Origin of the sequence: Legionella sp. (assembly GCF_049790535.1) — a bacterium.
Taxonomy (GTDB): domain Bacteria; phylum Pseudomonadota; class Gammaproteobacteria; order Legionellales; family Legionellaceae; genus Legionella.
This window is the reverse complement of the sequence record NZ_JBAQZB010000033.1, coordinates 1-2,024: the sequence shown is the minus strand read 5'-3', so window position 1 is coordinate 2,024 and position 2,024 is coordinate 1. Positions and strand designations below refer to the sequence as shown.

The following is a 2,024-nucleotide window of genomic DNA, read 5'->3' as shown; positions in this document are numbered from 1 at the left end:
GCCTTAGGCCGAACTTGCAAATACTCACCTGATTTAGCATCTAAAGTTTCTAGATTTCCAGTGCTTATTTGAAAGCTTAAGTAATCCCAATCAGCTGCTAATATAGTTTCTTGCGACTCATTAGGCGACCATAAAAATCCTTGGCCAATTCTTCGCTGTGAATAAAGAACATCAATATCTCCTTCAATTGGAATCCATAGAATTCGTCGAAGTTTGGCATAACATGATGATGAACTCCAGCTTTGCTGGTGAATGGTTAACAATGGAATGGAAGTAATAAAGGTTGATTCGGTAGGTTTCCCAGATTTAGCTATAGGCAATGTTTTTAATTCTATTCCTAGATATTGAAAATCGGGTAAAGACTTATTATAGGCGTTTGCTCCTAAAGCGAGCTCAATAGCCTGTCCAATCCATCCTTTTCGTTGAGTTGGCTTAGTTGGAATGGGTAAACCTAAACCTAAACTCAATTGTGCAAAACTAAGTCCTGCAATATTAGAGCAACGTTTAATGATCTCCATTTCGGTTTTCGGTGGAATATTCTGGAATAGAGTGTTCATTTTGCCCTTCCTTAAATTCAATAGAAATTGGCTCAATAGGAGGTCTTATATTGGCTGCTTTAAATTGATCAGTAATCGCAAACAATACTTTTGATCGTACTTCAACGCGGGAATATATTTGTACATTTATAAAATATCGTGCTTCAAATTCGATTAATGCTGCATCAATTTTCTTAAGAAACACTTGTGCTGGCGGATCGGCAACAATTTCTGGGGTAATTGCAAGTACATCAAAAATTAATTGCTGAATCATCACTGGATCATCATGTCTACTGACTTTAATAGGAATTACTGAACGAACAATATTGTCTTGATGAGTCCAATTTGTAAATGGTTTATTAAATGTTTCTGCATTGGGAATTAATACCTCCATATTATCCCAAGATAAAACACGCATACAACGAATACCAATATGTGCTACACGTCCTTCGTGCTCTCCAATGGTAACCAAATCTCCTTCACGTACCGGTCGTTCAATCAACAATACCAATCCACCAATAATGTTACTGGCAAAATCACGTAAACCAAAACCCATCCCCACTGCAAGACCACCAATAATCATTGACATGCCACTAAAATCAAAGCCGAGTACATATAGGGTTACAAAACCGCCAATTAATACGATTGCAAATTGACTAAATACAGAAAGACTATTACGTATGCCTGGATCTTTAATTTTTTTGAATAACCAACGATAGCAAAACTCACGTGTCCATTTTGCTGCCCAAACAAAAGTAGCAAGTAAGGTAATAAATGCTAAAGTACTGGTAATAGTAATATGAATTCCAGGTAAATTAACAATTGTATAATGTGCTAATTTTTCCAAATGGATAATGACCAATGAATGCGAGTTCCAACCAAATAATTTAAATAAAATAAGACTACTTAATAAAAGTAATGTAATTCGCAAAATTTGATCGATAGGTTTTAAAAAAATTTCTATCCATAACCATCCATTACGTAATGAAGAGATCATCCATTCTGAAAATAACTCTAATGCATCAAAAAGCAATCCTCGAGCAAGAATGTAGCCAACTAAAACAATTAATGCATTTGCTTGATATCGGCTCATAGTCCAGGCAAGATTAATAAAGCCAGATAAGCCAATAACTGCTGTAGAGAATACCGTAATTGGCACAAGAATAATTAATAAGGAAATCGCATTATGTACGTAGCGTTTTTTATTCTTTAACAATGGTGCTATAAGGTAACGAATTACATCCTTACTTTTCCATGCGACTAAGGAAACAGTTAATATAAATAACATAAATAAACGGTTAAATATATCCTGAAGAACTAAGGATAAAGGTAATAAATGCCCAATGGTCATTAAAGAAGTGGTCCATCCACCAAAGAGCAATAGCCATTTTAAGCGATAGTATAATTTGACATCCTTACCTGAAGAATCTGTAATACTCTCTAATAAAACCAGACGTGCAATTAGTATCGACGCTCTGAAAGTAAACC

The 2,024-nt window shown here is 35.0% G+C and carries 2 protein-coding genes; both read right to left on the bottom strand.

Going from position 1 to position 2,024, the window contains the following annotated elements; translation table 11 throughout:
- The coding region (locus tag WA877_RS01485) for a MutH/Sau3AI family endonuclease (RefSeq protein ID WP_425169173.1) at positions 1-557 on the bottom strand (557 nt) is incomplete at its 3' end.
- A partial coding sequence (locus tag WA877_RS01480; RefSeq protein ID WP_425169172.1) for a mechanosensitive ion channel family protein occupies positions 505-2,024 on the bottom strand: 1,520 nt, incomplete at its 5' end. The genes WA877_RS01480 and WA877_RS01485, both read right to left, overlap by 53 nt.